Source organism: Nonomuraea sp. NPDC049695 (genome assembly GCF_040674955.1).
GTDB classification, from domain to species: Bacteria; Actinomycetota; Actinomycetes; order Streptosporangiales; family Streptosporangiaceae; genus Nonomuraea; species Nonomuraea helvata.
Map to the genome: position 1 here is coordinate 82,001 of NZ_JBFANV010000001.1, position 15,015 is coordinate 97,015.

Consider the following 15,015-nt stretch of genomic DNA (forward strand, 5'->3'; position numbering starts at 1 on the left):
CCCCCATGACAGTCACCTCCTCAGAGGCGACGACCGAGGTCCAGCCCTACCGCTGGCGCTGGGCCGCCCTCTTCGTGATCCTGGCCGCCGAGGTCATGGACCTGCTCGACGCGCTCGTGACGACGATCGCCGCACCGAGCATCCAGAAGGACGTCGGCGGCGGCGACAGCATCGTGCAGTGGCTCGGCGCCGGATACACCCTGGCCATGGCCGTCGGGCTGATCACCGGCGGCCGGCTCGGCGACCTGTTCGGCAGGAAGCGCATGTTCGTGATCGGCGCGCTCGGCTTCACCACCGCCTCCCTGCTCTGCGGCGTCTCGGCCGGGCCCGAGATGCTGATCGCCAGCCGGGTGTTGCAGGGCCTGTTCGGCGCCGTGATGCTCCCGCAGGGCCTCGGGCTGATCAGGGAGATGTTCCCGCCGCAGGACATGGGCAAGGCGTTCGGCATGTTCGGCCCGGTCATGACCATCTCGTCCGTGGGCGGTCCCGTGCTGGCCGGATGGCTGGTCGACGCCGACTTCTTCGGTACGGGCTGGCGCATGATCTTCCTGATCAACCTGCCCATCGGCCTGGCCGCCGCGCTGGCCGGGATGCGCTTCCTGCCCGAATACCGCCTCTCGAACGCCACCAGGCTGGACCTCGTCGGCGTCGCGCTCGTCTCGGTGGCCTCGTTCCTGCTGATCTACCCCCTCATCCAGGGCCGCGAGCTGGGCTGGCCCGTGTGGACGTACGTGTCGATGGCGGCCTCGATCGTGCTCTTCGCCGTCTTCGCCCGCTACGAGTCCCGCCGGGCGGCCTCCGGCAAGGACCCGCTGGTCACGCCCGGGCTGTTCCGCAAGCGCGCCTTCACCGGCGGTCTGGTGGCCGGGCTGGCGTTCTTCTCCGGCATGATGGGTTTCGGCCTGGTCTTCAACCTCTACACCCAGCTCGGCCTCGGCTTCAGCCCGCTCCAGGCCGGCCTCACCGGTCTGCCGCAGGCGATCGGCGGCGTGATCGGCTTCGGGCTGGCGATGTCCGGGCTGCAGGAGAAGCTGGGCCGCGGCCTGCTGCAGATCGGCACCGTCGTCATGGCGGCCGGCGCCGCCGTGCTCGCCCTGACCATCCACCTGGCCGGGCTCGACGTCGGCAGCTGGCAGCTGGCTCCCGGGCTCGCTCTCGTCGGCATCGGCATGGGGCTGACCATGGCGCCGTTCTTCGACATCGTGCTCGCGGGGGTCGAGCCGCACGAGTCGGGCTCCGCCTCCGGCACGCTGACCGCGATCCAGCAGCTCGGCGGCGCGCTCGGCACCGCCGTGCTGGGCACGCTCTTCTTCAACCTGCTCCAGAACCGGTGGAGCTTCGGCTCCTCGATGCAGGTCACGGTCTGGGTCGAGGTGGGGCTGCTGGCCCTGACCTTCGCCCTGTCGTACCTGCTGCCGCGCAAGGCCAGGGCGGACGGCCAGGGCCATTGAGAGCGGGGCCGGGCACGTCACACCGCGATGTGACGTTCGGCCCACTGCACGATGTCGCGCCGCTCGATCGCGGCCGCCATCAGGTCGGGGAAGGCGTCGGGCGTGCACGCGAACGCGGGCACGCCCATCGCGGCCAGCGCGGCGGCGTTCTCGTGGTCGTAGAACGGCGCGCCCTCGTCCGAGAGCGCGAGCAGCACGATCACCTGGACGCCCGCCTGCGTCATCGCGGCCACCCGGCGCAGCATCTCCTCCCTGACGCCGCCCTCGTACAGGTCGCTGATCAGGACGAAGATGGAGTCGGTCGGCCGGGTGATGAGGCCCTGGGAGTACGCGATGGCCCGGTTGATGTCGGTGCCGCCGCCCAGCTGGGTGCCGAACAACAGCTCCACCGGGTCGTGCAGCTGCTCGGTGAGATCCACCACCGCCGTGTCGAACACCACGAGGGACGTCTTGAGCGAGCGCATCGACGCCAGCACCGCCCCGAACACGCTCGAATACACCACCGACGCCGCCATCGACCCGCTCTGGTCGATGCAGAGCACGACCTCGCGCTGCACCGACCGCTGCCTGCGGGCGTAGCCGACGAGCCGCGAGGGGACGACCGTGTTCTTCTCCGGCAGGTAGTTCTTGAGGTTGGCCCGGATCGTGCGGTCCCAGTCGATGTCGGCCACCCTCTTGGGGCGGTGGGTCCTGGCCGAACGGTCGAGCGCGCCGGCCACGGCCGCCCTGGTCTTCTGGGCCAGCCTCCGTTCGAGCTCGTCCACCACTCTGCGCACCACGGCCCTGGCGGACTCGCGGGCCTGGTCGGGCATGACCCGGTTGAGCGCGAGCAGGGTGCCGACGAGGTGCACGTCCGGCTCGACGGCCTCGAGCATCTCCGGCTCCAGGAGGAGCCGGGTGAGGTTGAGCTTCTCGATGGCGTCCTTCTGCATGACCTGGACGACCGTGGAGGGGAAGTACGTGCGGATGTCGCCGAGCCAGCGCGCCACCCGGGGCGCTGACGCGCCGAGCCCGCCCTCCCTGCCGCCGTCCTGGTCGTAGACGGCGGACAGCGCGGAGTCCATCCGCGCGTCGACGCCCTCCAGCCCGCATCCGGTGCCGTCGGCGTCGCCGCCGCCCAGCACCAGCCGCCACCTGCGCAGGCGCTCGTCGTTCCCCTCGCTGGTCGCGCTCATCCGTCCGACTCTCCCTCTGCCTTGCCGACAATCGCGAGCACGGTCGCGACGGCCGCCGCCGCGCGCCGCTCGTCCACGTCCTGCTCCCCTTCCCGCCGGCCGCCCCCGGCCGAGCGGACGCGCTGCCCGATCGCCCTGCGCTCCGGCGCGGCGAACCCGCCGAACGTACGGCGCAGCAGCGGCAGCACGTCGGTGAACTGGTCGCAGGACAGCCCCGTGAGCCACCCGTCCACCAGGCTCAGCAGCCGGGGATCGTGCACCAGCAGCAGCCCGCCGCCCGCCAGGAACCCCTCCACCCACGCCGCCGCCCTGGCCGGGGTCTGCCCCCTGGACATGGCCCTGGCCATGCGGTCGGCCGCGTCGTCGAGCTCACCGGAGTCCAGCAGGATCCTGGTGAGCCGTCCTTCGATGAGACCGTGCAGGTCCTGCCGGTCGCTGATGCCGCGCAGGGTGACCAGCCAGCGGCTGCGCGGCGAGGCGTTGTCGTGGCTGTCGCCGCTGTCGCCGCTGCCGTCGCTGTCGCCGCTGTCGCCGCTGTCGCCGGTCGTCAGGAGGGCGACGGCCGCGTGCACCGCGTCGACGTGTTTGAGCAGGTCGGCGGCCGCCTCGTCGTCCACTCCCGTGACCGCGACCGGCAGGCCGACGCGGATCCGGTCCAGCATCGAGCGCACGATCACCGCCAGCCCCTCGGCCGGGGTGCCACGGACGTCGCCGTACCGGTGGGCGCGTACCATCGCCGGCAGCGCCGCCATCAGGTGCGTCACGTCGGTGTCGAGCGCCGCCTTGGCCGACAGGGCGGCCAGCACCTCGGGCAGCGCCTGCGGCAGGTCGGCCAGCAGGCACTGCTCGACCAGCGACGTCAGGTCCGCCAGTGCGGTCTTGTCCGTCGCGGCCAGGTCCCTGGCCCGCTGCGCCGCCGCCCCGGCCACCGTGGTGCCGAGGGCGGCCTGTTCGATGAGCGCCAGGTCGTGCTCGGGCCGCCACTGCAGCGTCCAGGTCTCCCTGAAGGTGCCCTTCCCCCGTGACTCGCCCGGCGTGCCCCAGCCGACGCCGAGCAGCCTGAGCCGGTGCAGCAGGTGGCTGCGGTCGAGGTCGAGCGGTTTGCGCAGGTCGAGGTCGATCTCGCGGTCGAGCGCCTCGGGCTTGAGCCTGAGCCGTCGCTGCTGTTCGCGCAGGTCCCGCTGGAGCGGCACCATCGGCGTGCCGTCGGTGACGTGGCCGAGCCGGTCGCCGACGACCATGCGCCGCTGGATCAGCTCGACGGCCAGGTCGTCGCCCTCGCACAGCACGGCCCTGGCCGCCTCGGTGACCTCGCCGAGCCCGGCCAGGGGCCGGCCGCGCAGGGCGGCCAGGCTGTGCGCGAGGCGTACGGACTCGATGACGTGCGCGGACGACACGGCCAGCCCCTCGTCGCGCAGCACCGCGGCGGCCTCGGCGAGCCACCGCTCCACGGGCCGGTCCGGCGCGCCGAACAGGTGGTGGTACCAGCCGGGCGAGGTGATCCCCGCGCCGTAGCCGCTCCAGGAGGCCAGCCGCCCGTACGTCCACGGCACCCACGTCAGCTCGGCCTTGACCTTGGGGAGCCCGCGCAGCGTCGCGTTGTCCTGCGCGACGGTCGGCAGCCTGCCCGTCAGCGCCGGGACGTGCCAGGCGCCGCAGATCACCGCGATCCGGCCGTAGCCCTGCTTGACGGCCGCGCGGAGGGTCTTGCGCATGTACGCCTCGCGCCTGGCCTCCCGCGCGTCCGGCTCGTAGCCCTCGCGTACGGCGGCCATGGCCTCGGCGATCACTTCAAAGGGGGTGTCGCCCCGGTGTTCTACGACGTCCTCCCACCAGCGTTCCGGGTCGTCGTATCCGGCCGCCGCGGCGAGACTCCCGATGGGGTCGGCCCGCATGCCGTCTTCGTGCTCTTCGTCCGCCTCCGTCGCCAGCGAATGGGCCGCGGGCAGGTCGCAGAAGCTCACCGGGATGCCGGTGGAGGTGCCGTACAGGATGGCCTGCCACTCGGGCGAGAAGGCGGCGAACGGCCAGAACGCGGCCCGCGCCGGGGCCCCCGGGACATGGGCCAGGAGCGCGACGGGCGGCTCCAGCTCGGGCGCGAGCGCCACGAGGGCGTCGGCCTCGGGCGGTCCCTCGATGAGGATGGCGTGGGGGCGCAGGCGTTCGAGCTCCCGCCGCACGGCCCGCGCCGAGCCCGGCCCGTGATGCCGCACTCCCAGCACGAAGACGTCGGCCCCACTGACCGAAGTCCCGGTGGTGGGGGTCATGGGGTCAGAGGTCGGTGTGGTGCTCATATGGCCTCGCGGCAGGCGCGGTAGAAGTCGCGCCAGTCGGGGCGCTCGCGGACCACCGTCTCCAGGTATTCGCGCCACACCACCCGGTCCGACACCGGCTCCTGCACCACCGCCCCCACGATCCCGGCGGCCACGTCGGAGGGACGCAGCACCCCGTCGCCGAAGTGGGCCGCGAGGGCGATGCCGTTGGTGAGCACCGAGATGGCCTCGGCCGTGGACAGGGTGCCGCTGGGCGACTTGACCTTGGTGCGCCCGTCCTCGGTGACGCCCATGCGCAGCTCGCGGAAGACCGTCACCACCCGCCGGATCTCCGCCAGTCCGGTCGTCGTCTCGGGCAGCTCCAGCGCGTGCCCGAGCTGGGTGACGCGGCGCGAGACGATGTCCACCTCCTCCTCGGCCGTGGCCGGGACCGGCAGCACGACCGTGTTGAAGCGGCGGCGCAGCGCGCTGGACAGCTCGTTGACGCCCCGGTCGCGGTCGTTGGCCGTGGCGATGACGTTGAAGCCGCGTTCGGCCTGGACCTCGCGGTTGAGCTCGGGGATCGGCAGCGTCTTCTCGGACAGGACGGTGATCAGGGCATCCTGTACGTCGGACGGCATGCGGGTGAGCTCCTCCACCCGGGCGACCCGGCCCTCGGCCATGGCGCGCATCACGGGCGACGGGGTCAGCGCCTCGATCGAGGGGCCCTCGGCCAGCAGTCTCGCGTAGTTCCAGCCGTACCGGATGGCCTCCTCGGCGGTGCCCGCGGTGCCCTGCACGAGCAGGGTGGAGTCGCCGCTGATGGCGGCGGCCAGATGCTCGGACAGCCAGGTCTTCGCCGTGCCGGGCACGCCGAGCAGCAGCAGCGCGCGGTCGGTGGCCAGCGTGGCGACGGCGACCTCGACGATGCGGCGCGCGCCCACGTATTTGGGGGTGATGCGGTCGCCGTCGCCCAGGATGTACGTGGTCACGGCCCACGGCGACAGCTTCCAGCCAGGCGGCCTGGGCCGGTCGTCGTCCTTGGCCAGGACGGCCAGCTCCTCGGCGTACTGGTCTTCCGCGTGCGGACGCAGAACGGTCATGGGCAAAGCTCCTTGTACATTTCGGCACGGAAACGCAGCAGGGCGGCCACCTGCTGGATGGACTCCACGGGTGAGTAGCTCAGGACCAGCGGGAACAGGGCCGGGTCGATGCGCTCGCCCGCCATCTTGACCAGCTCCCCGAGGTTCCAGGGCTGCGTGGTGGCCACCTTCACGATCTTGCGGAGGACGGCCGTGGCCAGGCCCTCGCGCCAGTGGGACGACACTCCGCCCAACACCATGATCAACTGACTGTCCAGGTCATGCTTTTTCACGAAATCGGCGGCGAGTTCCTGCTGCTCGTCGGGCGGCAGAGAATCCAGCAGGTCCGCGATCGGGTCCCACCCGAACATCGCCCGTGCCCACCCTGGATCCTTCTGCAGGATCGCGGCACGTACCCAGGCCGCCTTCACCTCGGCGTCCCAGTCGGGGATCCTCATCTTGAGCAGCCGCGCGGGCGGGTGGCCCCAGACCCCCAGCGGAGCACGGGCGAGGACCTGCTGCAGCCACCAGGCCCGCTCGCCGATGCCTCTCGGCGGTTTGGGGCGCACGCCGTCGCGCTCCATCGCCTTGTCGCAGGCCTCGGGGGCTTCGACGGCGATGACGTTCCCCTTGATGGCCACGCAGGCGCGCGCCCGTTCGGCCATGCGCTGGGACAGGCGCGACCCGGGGAGGCGGGTGAGGAGGTTGGCGGCGGCCTGGCGCACCTCTCGGCGGCGGTCGTCGAGCGCGCTCTCCAGGAACGGCTCGTCCTCCATGCTCAGCCCGTCGGCCAGCACCTCCGCGAACTCGGCCCGATCGTCGGGCGTCTCCCGCTCCCACGTGCTCTCGAGCAGCCGCCTGGCCCGGCCGGGATCGGCCTTCCTGAGGGCACGCAGGTGCTCACGCCGATCCGCGGCGCCGCCCAGCTCCCACGTCTCCCCGGTCGGCTCCTCGAGCAGGTAGTCCCAGGCGGGATTGACCCCGGCCAGCCACCGCCCCCGCTGCCCGGCCAGCACCCCGAGATGCACCCGGATCGAACGGTCCCGCCGCCCTCTGTCCAGGAGTTCGGGCAGCACGTAAGGCGGCACCCTCCTGCCGGTGCCTGCGGCCGCGGCCAGCCATTCGGGGAGCAGCCTCTCGTGCTCGCCACCCATGATCCGCGCCAGCCGCTCGGCCGCCCGCCGTCCCACGGCCGCCCGCTCCTCATCGGGCGCGGGGTCCTGCCGCTCGGCCTCCCCGACCCTGCGCCCGGCCCTGCGCCGCGCCACTTCGACGGCCGCGGCTTCGAGCAGATCTCCCTGGTACGGCCTGCGATCGGTGCCCACGAGCGCCGTGGATGCCAGCTCTTCCCAGCCGGTCACAGGATCACCGCCGTTCCTTCGTCGTCCCAGGTGGTCAGGGGCCGCAACCCCCGGGGTGTCCACTCCACCGCCACAGTGAGCGGGCGACCCCCGGAGACGGCGATCAGCCGCCACGGATCACGCGCCATGGGGTGCAGCGGGAGGCCGCCGAGCGAGGCCCGCCCGGGCACCACCCCGGCCAGCACGAGCGGCCACGACTCGGTCCACGGATCCTCGGCCAGCACCCTGGCCACCTCGTCGAGCGCCCCATCCGGCGACACGCCGGGCGGCGCCCCCGTGGAGCCACCGTCGTCGGCCGGCGGCGCTCCCCTGGAGACGTGGTCCTCGCCCGAGTCGTAGCGGGCGGCGACGAGCGCTCTCAACGGGGCGGCGCCCGGGTAGAAACCGAGGTCGGCATCGATCGTCGTCCCGGTGACCAGGGAGGCGTCGAGCGGCTGCCCCTGCGGCGCGAACGAGAGCACCAGCGCCGCCCGTCCGGTGTGGCGCCCTCGCAGCCACACCCGACGGGCGGTCAGCCGGTCCTGCACTTCGTCGCGCCTGCCCAGCACGTCCCACCGATCGCGCACCCCGGGCCCGGCCAGCACCTCGTCCCGGCCTACCGGGAACCCGACCCGGCCCAGCACGGTCTCGGCCAGTGGCGCGGGCAGCTCCGCCCGCCGCCGGTAGGCGATGGCGAGCAGCCGGATCAGCGCGTACTCCTCGAGCAGGCGCCCCGGCCAGTCGGCGTCCGCCCGGACCCGGCCCAGCCTGGACACGATCCCCGCCACGCCGGGTGCCTGAGCGTCGATGAGCCGCTTGGCCAGCCCTTCCCACTCGTGCTCGGCGGCCCCCGCCAGCCCTTGCCGCACCTGGTCATCGAGCCACCGCTCCAGCTCGGTCAGCCCGGCGGCGACGCGACCATGCCGTACGGACTCGGGGCGCCTCTCGGACGCCGCCGCGACCTCCCCATCGGCCCGCGACCGCCCGCCCCCGGCGGCCCCGCTCCCGGAGGCCGCGCTGCTCCCCCCGCCATCGGGAACATCGCTCTCCGCGGCTTTCCTGGCGCGGGCAGCCTCGATCTTGGCCGCCGCCTTGGCGGCCCGCTCGGCCCGCCCCTCGACCCACTCGGTCACCCACTGCGGGGCGCCCTCCGTGACGGGCAGCCCGTCAGCGGACCACATGAGCAGCAGTCCGAGCGCGTGCTTGCACGGGAACTTCCGGCTCGGGCAACTGCACCGGTACGCGGGCTCGGTCAGGTCGACGCAGGCAAGGTAGGGCCTGGCCCCGCTCCCCTTGCACTCGCCGTACAAGATCGTGCCTGTCGTGCCGCGCAACGACCATTTCCCGGGCGTCGCCACCCCTTGAGCCGCCTTCTGGGACGACGCGTCGGGGGCAAGGGCGAGGACCTGATCACGGCTCCACCGTTCGATCACCTGCCGCAGACTAGCCACCTCGACCGACATTTCGCGTTAAGTTCGCGAGCTGCCCAGAGACCCGGTATGCGTCACCCCCCTTGTCCCGATTTATTGGCATAAACTCTGCCAAGTGGAGCTGCGCACGTACCCCGACGGCCCGTCCATAGAGGTGCCCGACGAGGCAGCGGCCCTCGCCGCCCCGCTCGACGGGCAGCTCGTCCTGGACGGCAACCGCTTCCTGCGCAGGGACGTCACGGGCGCTCCGGCCGCGTTCGTCACGCGCCCGCCCATCGCAGAGGCCCTCGACCTGCTCCCCCACCCCGAAGGCGGCTGGTTCAGGGAGACGTGGAGGACGGCCGTGACGTTCCGGCCGGACGGGTACCCGGGGCCGCGGGCCAGTGCCACCGGCATCTACTTCCTGCTGAACCCGGGCGAGGCGTCGGTGCCGCACAGGGTCAGGTCGGACGAGGTCTGGCTGTGGCACCGAGGCGGCCCGCTGAGCCTGACGATCGGCGACACCACGATCACCCTGGGACCGCGCGTGGAGGACGGTGAGGTCCCCCAGGCGACCGTGCCCGGCGGCGTGTGGCAGTCGGCCCGCCCGGCCTCCGACGAGCCGGTACTGGTGAGCTGCATCGTGTCACCGGGCTTCGACTTCGCCGACTTCACGGCCTAAGAGCTCCAGCCACGACCGGTCAGACGCGCTGATAGGTGAGGAAGGCGAGTCCGTCACCGACGGCGCGGGTGCCGACCAGGCGCATGGGCTTGACGCCGCTGGTCTCGCCGAACAGCCGCGCGCCTGCCCCGACCACGATCGGGTAGGTCATCAGCCGCAGTTCGTCGACCAGGTCGTGCTCCATCAGCGTGTGCACGAGGCGACCGCTGCCGTAGACGACGATGTCACCGTCCATCTGTCGCTTCAGCTTCGCGACCTCCTTCACCACGTCGCCCTTCAGGACCACTGAGTTGATCCACGTGGGATCTTCGAGCGCGCCGGCCGAGACGACGTACTTGGGCAGGCTGCGCAGCCGGTCCGCCCACTCACCGCTCCGGGACACCCAGCCACGTGCGACGAACCACGCGTAGGTGCGGCGCCCCAGCAGCAGAGCCTCGGCGCCCAGCGCCTCCTCGAGCTCGACCTTGGTCCACTCCTGACGGTCCTCATCCGAGATGTGCGTGAACCAATTGCCACGCCCGAGGCCTTCCTCACCGGTCGCGTCCTGGATGACTCCGTCGAGGGAGACGTTCTCGCTGATGACGATCTTTCCCATGTCGGTTCTCCTTCACCGTGTTGTCGGCTATCACTGGTCCAGACGACGTCACGCCGGGAAAAGGGGCGCACATCCAGCGCCCCTTTCGCCCCTCGACCGGCGTCCATACGAAGAGGAAGCACAAGGCGTACAAGAGAGGCGGCCAGAGTGGAGCTGGGGAGAGCCGACCTGATCAGCAGGGCGCAAGGCGGGGACGGCGAGGCGTTCCGCGCGCTCACCGAGCCGCACCGCCGCGAACTACAGGTGCACTGCTACCGGATGCTCGGATCGTTCCAGGACGCCGAGGATGTCCTGCAGGAGGCCTTGCTGGCCGCCTGGCGAGGTCTGGGAGGCTTCGACGGCCGCGCCTCCATCCGCACCTGGCTCTACCGGATCGCCACCAACCGATGCCTCGACGCGCTTCGCTCGGCCAGCCGGCGCCCGGCCAAGGAGTGGGACATCCCCGGGATCGAACCGCCCGAGCCCACCAGGCTCGGCGAAGTCGTCTGGCTCGAACCGTATCCCGACGCCCTCCTCGAAGGCGCGATCACTGTGCCGCTCGGCCCGGAGGCCCGCTACGAGCAGACCGAATCCATCTCCTTGGCCTTCGTGACCGCGCTTCAGGTCCTGCCGCCTCGCCAGCTCGCCGTCCTCGTCCTGCGCGACGTCCTGGGATTCCCCGCAGGCGAGGTGGCCGACATGCTGGACACGACCGTCGAATCAGTCAAAAGCGCTCTCAAGCGGGCGCGCGCCGGCCTGGAGCGCCGGCGACCGTCGGCCACCCCACTCCAACCGCCTCCCGCCGCCGGCTCACCCGCCGAGGACGCGCTGGTCGCGAAGTTCGTCAGCGCGTACGAGTCCGCCGACATCGACGCGCTGGTCGCTCTGCTGACCGACGACGTCTTCATATCCATGCCGCCGCTGCCCCTCGAATACCAGGGCCGAGACGTCGTGGCCGGTTTCTGCGCCGACCTGTTCGGCTCGGGCCGCAGGTTCGACCTCGTGCCGACGCGAGCCAACGGTCAGCCGGCGTTCGGCGCCTACCTGCGTGCTCCTACCGGCATCCGGCACGGGACCGGCCTGCACGTCCTCACCCTCCGAGGCGACCGGATCTGCGCCATGACCCGCTTCGAGAACAGCGTCCTTCCGTCGTTCGGGCTACCGCGATCACTGCCGCGCCAGGTCGGCGAGATCATCCTGGAGAAGACGTCGCAAAACGGCTGAGGTAACGTCGGCCTCGCTCCCCGTACGATCAAGCCGCCAGATCAAGGAGAGACGCATGGTCCACAAAGCCGTCATCCCCGTGGCCGGACTCGGCACCCGGCTGCTCCCGCTGACCAGGGCGCTGCCCAAGGAGATGCTGCCGATCGGCGACAAGCCCGTCATCGAGCACACCATCCGCGAGCTCGTGGACTCCGGCATCGACGAGATCACCATCGTCACCTCGCCCCGTAAGGACCTCATCCAGCGGCACTTCGCGCCCGACACCGACCTCGAGCTGCAGCTCCGCGCCGCAGGCAAGGACGACCTGGCCGACGCGGTCGCGGAGCTGTCGTCGCTGGCCCACATCACGTACCTGTACCAGAACGGCCCGTACGGCAACGGCACCCCCGTGCTGAACGCCGCCCGCGTCATCGGCGACGAGCCGTTCATGGTGCTGTGGGCGGACGACGTGTTCGTGGCGGAGGTGCCCAGGGCCAAGCAGCTCAAGGCCGCGTACGAGGCCACCGGGGCGCCCGTGCTGGCCCTGATGCCGATGGCCGTCGAGGACGCCTCGCGGTACGGCGTGCCGATCGTCAAGGAGGACCTCGGCGACGGCCGCCTGCTGATCTCCGGGCTGGTGGAGAAGCCGTCCCCCGAGGAGGCGCCCTCACGCTACGCCGCCATCGGCGGGTACGTCGTCACCCCCGGCGTCGTCGAAGAGCTCCAGGAGCAGACACGCAGGTGGCACCGGAACCCGCAGGGCGAGATCTACCTCACCGACGCCCTGAACCGGCACGCCGCCGGCCACCCGGTGTACGGGCAGGTCATCGACGGAACCTGGTGGGACACGGGCTCGCCGCTCAACTACCTCAAGGCGCAGTTCGCCGCCGCGCTCGCGCACCCGGAGTACGGGCCCGAGCTGCGCAGGCTCGCGCAGGAGAGCGACGGCGCGGCGGCACCCTGAGCGCGCCTTGGGTTTTTTCCGGCGAGATGATTGTCTGTCCGGAGAAACTACGAGGAGGGCACCGGTGAGCCGTCAGATCGTTTCCATAGTGGGTGGCAAGGAGGCGGGCACCACCGCCACGTACGAGTCCACCAACCCCTCGCGCACCAGCGAGGTCGTGGCCCACGTCGGTCTGGCGGACGCCGGCACGTTCGCCGCCGCCTGCCGTGCCGCCAAGGAGGCCCAGCGCGAGTGGGCCAAGGTGCCCGCCCCTGTGCGCGGGCGGGTGATCGCCTCCATCGGGCGGCTGGTCGAGGCCAACGCCGAGCGGCTGGCCCGCCTGGTGACCGAGGAGATCGGCAAGCCGTACGCCGAGGCCCTGGGCGAGGTGCGGGAGATCGTTGACACCTGCGACTTCTTCCTCGGCGAGGGCCGCAGGCTGTACGGGCAGACGGTCCCGTCGGAGATGCCGGACAAGAACCTGTTCACGTTCCGGAACCCCGTCGGTGTCGCGGCGGTCGTCACCGCCGGCAACTTCCCGGTCGCCGTGCCCTCCTGGTACCTGGTCCCGGCGCTGCTCTGCGGCAACGCCGTCGTCTGGAAGCCCGCCGAGTACGCCGCCGCCTCCGCGCACGCCATGTTCCAGCTCTTCGTGGCCGCCGGGCTGCCCGACGGCGTGCTGAACATCGTCTTCGCCGACGGCGCCGAGACGTTCGAGGGACTGGAGCAGGCCCTCGGCGAGGGGAGCGTGCAGAAGGTCGGATTCACCGGCTCCAGCGAGGTGGGCCGGAAGATCGGCGAGCTGACCGGGCGGCACCTGCAGTCGGCCTGCCTGGAGCTCGGCGGCAAGAACCCGATGGTGATCATGCCGGACGCCGACCTCGACCTGGCTGTCGAGGGCGCGCTGTTCTCGGGCTTCGGCACGGCCGGCCAGCGCTGCACGAGCCTGGGCACGGTGATCGTGCATGAGAGCGTGCACGACGAGTTCGTGGAGCGGTACGCGCGGGCCGTACGCGAGTCGAAGATCGGCCACCCTGACGGGGACGTGCTGGCGGGTCCGCTGCTCGACCAGAAGTTCGCCGACCGGTACGAGGAGTTCCTGACCTGGATCCAGCCCCACCACAAGGTCGTGTCTGGAAATGTCGGGCGGATCACGAAGGACAACCCGCGCCGCGACTTCGACGGCGAGCAGGGCCTCTACTACCACCCGGTCGTCGTGGACGGCGTCCAGCCCACCGACCGGCTGTTCCTGGAGGAGACGTTCGGCCCGATCGTCGGCGTGACCACGTTCAGGACCCTGGACGAGGCCATCGAGCTGGCCAACCTGCCCGGCTACGGCCTGTCGAGCTCCATCTACACCACTGACCCGCAGCACGCCTTCCGCTTCCGCGAGGGCATCTCGGCGGGCATGGTCAGCGTCAACAACTCCACCTCGGGCGCCGAGGCCCACCTCCCGTTCGGCGGCAACGGCAAGTCGGGCAACGGCAGCCGCCAGTCGGGCATGTGGGTGCTCGACCAGTTCACCCGCTGGCAGGCGATGAACTGGGACCATTCGGGCCGCCTGCAGAAAGCCCAGATGGATGTCGCGGAAATCGAGCCCGACCTGAACTTCCGCCTGCCATAATCGTCTCGTCTCGATGCAAGAACGGGCCCCTCGGCGACGAGGGGCCCGTTCTTTTCAGCGAGCGGGGGTCAGACCTGGCCGGCCTTCTCCAGGGCCGAGCAGCAGGTGTTCACCAGCAGGCGGGTGACCACGTACGGGTCGATGTTGGCGTTCGGGCGACGGTCCTCGATGTAGCCCTTCTTCTCCACCTCGACCTGCCACGGGATGCGCACGGACGCGCCGCGGTTGGACACGCCGTAGGTGTACTTGTTCCACGGGGCGGTCTCGTGGTGGCCGGTGAGGCGGGACTCGATGTCGGCGCCGTACTGGGTGACGTGCTCCATCGGCTTGTCGCCCTCACCGAGCGCCTCGCAGGCGGTGATGATGGCGTCGTAGTTCTCGCGCATGGCCTTGGTCGAGAAGTTGGTGTGCGCGCCGGCGCCGTTCCAGTCGCCGCGGGCGGGCTTGGGGTCGAGGGTGGCCTCGACGCCGAACTCCTCGGCGGTGCGGTAGAGCAGGTAGCGGGCGAGCCACAGGTGGTCGGAGACCTCGACGGGGTTGGCCGGGCCAACCTGGAACTCCCACTGGCCGGGCATGACCTCGGCGTTGATGCCGGAGATCTTCAGGCCGGCGGCGAGGCAGCGGTCGAGGTGGAGCTCGACGATCTCGCGGCCGAACACGGCCTCGGCGCCCACGCCGCAGTAGTAGTGGCCCTGCGGGGCGGGGAAGCCGCCCTCGGGGAAGCCGAGCGGGCGGCTGCCCTTGAAGAAGGTGTACTCCTGCTCGATGCCGAACCAGGAGTCCTGCTCGGCGTACTTCTCGGCGATCGGGCGGAGCAGGGCGCGGGTGTTGCTGACGTGCGCCTCGCCGTTGATCTCCTCGACCTCGCACAGGACGAGGACGTTGTCACCGCCGCGGATCGGGTCGGGGCAGACGAGCACGGGGCGGAGCACCCGGTCCGACGAGTGACCCTCGGCCTGGTTGGTGCTGGACCCGTCGAAGCCCCAGACCGGCGGCTCGGCCCCGTCGGCGAGGATCTTCGTCTTCGAGCGCAGCAGAGCGGTCGGCTCGGTGCCGTCGATCCAGATGTACTCAGCCTTGTAGCTCACGGCGGTCCTTTTCTCGGGGTGTTTCACAGCCACGCCGAGTCTTACGGATGGCCGTTTCCCGATTTTTGCCCATATGTGAACGCCGTGTTAATCAGGCCCCACCTGTGTTAACGCTGGTGTACCGGCAGGGCGGCTTTGGGTGGGTAGTGCGCCAGCAGGTGGACGTGGTTCTGCTCGCCGTTGAACTCGCCT

Annotated in this window: 12 protein-coding genes; 5 read left to right on the forward strand and 7 right to left on the reverse strand. The window is 71.2% G+C overall.

The features are described 5' to 3' along the window. Positions 1–5 precede the first annotated feature (5 nt). The gene (locus tag AB0J64_RS00285) at positions 6–1,451 is read left to right on the forward strand and encodes an MFS transporter (RefSeq protein WP_364018402.1); all 1,446 of its coding nucleotides are present in this window, start codon (positions 6–8) and stop codon (positions 1,449–1,451) included. 17 nt (positions 1,452–1,468) lie between these two features. On the opposite strand, the gene AB0J64_RS00290 is transcribed toward AB0J64_RS00285, so the two are convergent. From AB0J64_RS00290 to AB0J64_RS00310, 5 genes are read right to left on the reverse strand one after another with little or no spacing between them, the layout of a single operon-like run. After that, positions 1,469–2,626: a VWA domain-containing protein gene (locus tag AB0J64_RS00290; protein WP_364018404.1), complete on the reverse strand. Its 1,158-nt coding sequence runs from the start codon at positions 2,624–2,626 to the stop codon at positions 1,469–1,471. Then, positions 2,623–4,893, reverse strand: coding sequence for a DUF5682 family protein (locus tag AB0J64_RS00295; RefSeq protein WP_364018406.1), 2,271 nt, complete (start codon positions 4,891–4,893; stop codon positions 2,623–2,625). The genes AB0J64_RS00290 and AB0J64_RS00295 overlap by 4 nt, the downstream gene beginning before the upstream one ends. Positions 4,894–4,916: 23 nt before the next feature. Continuing rightward, positions 4,917–5,981 (reverse strand): AAA family ATPase, encoded by a 1,065-nt coding sequence (locus AB0J64_RS00300; RefSeq protein ID WP_364018408.1) that lies wholly within the window; start codon positions 5,979–5,981, stop codon positions 4,917–4,919. Next, positions 5,978–7,321, reverse strand: coding sequence for a DUF5691 domain-containing protein (locus tag AB0J64_RS00305; RefSeq protein WP_364018410.1), 1,344 nt, complete (start codon positions 7,319–7,321; stop codon positions 5,978–5,980). The genes AB0J64_RS00300 and AB0J64_RS00305 overlap by 4 nt, the downstream gene beginning before the upstream one ends. Beyond that, positions 7,318–8,733 (reverse strand): SWIM zinc finger family protein, encoded by a 1,416-nt coding sequence (locus AB0J64_RS00310; protein ID WP_364018412.1) that lies wholly within the window; start codon positions 8,731–8,733, stop codon positions 7,318–7,320. Before AB0J64_RS00310 ends, AB0J64_RS00305 begins: the two co-directional genes overlap by 4 nt. Positions 8,734–8,845: 112 nt before the next feature. On the opposite strand from AB0J64_RS00310, the gene AB0J64_RS00315 reads away from it, so the two are divergent. Beyond that, a complete protein-coding gene (locus AB0J64_RS00315) occupies positions 8,846–9,391 on the forward strand; it encodes a cupin domain-containing protein (protein WP_364018414.1) in 546 nt (181 codons plus the stop codon). 19 nt (positions 9,392–9,410) lie between these two features. Here AB0J64_RS00315 and AB0J64_RS00320 read toward each other — a convergent pair whose 3' ends face one another. Then, the gene (locus tag AB0J64_RS00320) at positions 9,411–9,986 is read right to left on the reverse strand and encodes a dihydrofolate reductase family protein (protein ID WP_364018416.1); all 576 of its coding nucleotides are present in this window, start codon (positions 9,984–9,986) and stop codon (positions 9,411–9,413) included. Between the two features lie 147 nt (positions 9,987–10,133). On the opposite strand from AB0J64_RS00320, the gene AB0J64_RS00325 reads away from it, so the two are divergent. The 3 genes from AB0J64_RS00325 to AB0J64_RS00335 all read left to right on the forward strand — a co-directional run bounded on the left by AB0J64_RS00325 (position 10,134) and on the right by AB0J64_RS00335 (position 13,735). Then, on the forward strand, positions 10,134–11,189 hold the full coding sequence (locus tag AB0J64_RS00325) for a sigma-70 family RNA polymerase sigma factor (protein ID WP_364018418.1): 1,056 nt from the start codon (positions 10,134–10,136) through the stop codon (positions 11,187–11,189). Positions 11,190–11,244: 55 nt separating this feature from the next. Then, a complete protein-coding gene (locus AB0J64_RS00330; protein WP_364018420.1) occupies positions 11,245–12,132 on the forward strand; it encodes a UTP--glucose-1-phosphate uridylyltransferase in 888 nt (295 codons plus the stop codon). 64 nt (positions 12,133–12,196) lie between these two features. Further along, positions 12,197–13,735 (forward strand): aldehyde dehydrogenase family protein, encoded by a 1,539-nt coding sequence (locus tag AB0J64_RS00335; RefSeq protein ID WP_364018422.1) that lies wholly within the window; start codon positions 12,197–12,199, stop codon positions 13,733–13,735. A 68-nt stretch (positions 13,736–13,803) separates the two neighbouring features. Here the strand turns inward: AB0J64_RS00335 and glnII are convergent, their stop codons facing one another. Further along, complete coding sequence (gene glnII, locus AB0J64_RS00340; RefSeq protein WP_364018424.1) at positions 13,804–14,823, reverse strand: glutamine synthetase; 1,020 nt, start codon at positions 14,821–14,823, stop codon at positions 13,804–13,806. Positions 14,824–15,015: the final 192 nt, after the last annotated feature.

What these genes read in the sequence shown, in the direction of transcription:
- AB0J64_RS00285 (WP_364018402.1), top strand. Translation starts at nt 6, where the DNA reads ATGACAGTCACCTCCTCAGAGGCGACGACCGAGGTCCAGCCCTACCGC.
- AB0J64_RS00290 (WP_364018404.1), bottom strand. Translation starts at nt 2,626, where the DNA reads ATGAGCGCGACCAGCGAGGGGAACGACGAGCGCCTGCGCAGGTGGCGG.
- AB0J64_RS00295 (WP_364018406.1), bottom strand. Translation starts at nt 4,893, where the DNA reads ATGACCCCCACCACCGGGACTTCGGTCAGTGGGGCCGACGTCTTCGTG.
- AB0J64_RS00300 (WP_364018408.1), bottom strand. Translation starts at nt 5,981, where the DNA reads ATGACCGTTCTGCGTCCGCACGCGGAAGACCAGTACGCCGAGGAGCTG.
- AB0J64_RS00320 (WP_364018416.1), bottom strand. Translation starts at nt 9,986, where the DNA reads ATGGGAAAGATCGTCATCAGCGAGAACGTCTCCCTCGACGGAGTCATC.
- AB0J64_RS00330 (WP_364018420.1), top strand. Translation starts at nt 11,245, where the DNA reads ATGGTCCACAAAGCCGTCATCCCCGTGGCCGGACTCGGCACCCGGCTG.